Annotated in this window: 1 protein-coding gene; it reads right to left on the bottom strand. The window is 59.9% G+C overall.

What is annotated here, in order from left to right:
- On the bottom strand, positions 1-551 hold a 551-nt coding region (locus tag L696_RS28025), incomplete at both ends, for a beta-ketoacyl synthase N-terminal-like domain-containing protein (protein ID WP_425339294.1).

The raw sequence follows: 551 nt of genomic DNA, 5'->3' as shown, positions 1-551 counted from the left end.
GGCTTGCCGAGCAGCGTCTGCTGCGCCCCGTACAGCTGATACTCTTCATACATCACGCCGACGAACACCCCGACATTGCCGTCGAGCCCATAGGCGCGGTGCTTGGCAAGCGCATCGCGGGTGTAGCCCGCATCTTCCATCGCTTCATAGACAGTCTGCAGGAACAGCCGCTCTTGCGGGTCCATGAACTCCGCTTCGCGAGGGGAGATGTTGAAGAACAGCGGATCAAACTTGTCCACATCTTGGAGGAAGCCACCCCACTTGCTGTTCGTTTTGCCCTGTTTGCGCTTGTCGGCGTCGTAATACGGGCTGTGATCCCAGCGGTCAGCCGGAATCTCCGTGATCGAGTCCCGACCGTCGCGCAGGTTTTTCCAAAACTCGCGCAGGTTCTGCGCCTCCGGGTAGCGGCCGGATACGCCGATGATCGCGATATCCAGCGGTTTTGCATCAGAAGTTGCTTCAACGGTCGGCACGTTTGCACGCACCTTCGAAGGAGCTTGTACGAAACGGCCTCTCCCTCGCTTGCTGAGCACGGGCGCTTCCCGCTCTGC

It is taken from the genome of Paenibacillus maysiensis (assembly GCF_000520815.1).
Lineage (GTDB): Bacteria > Bacillota > Bacilli > Paenibacillales > Paenibacillaceae > Paenibacillus > Paenibacillus maysiensis.
Note: the sequence above shows the minus strand (reverse complement) of the source record. Positions and strands in the feature narration are given on the sequence as shown.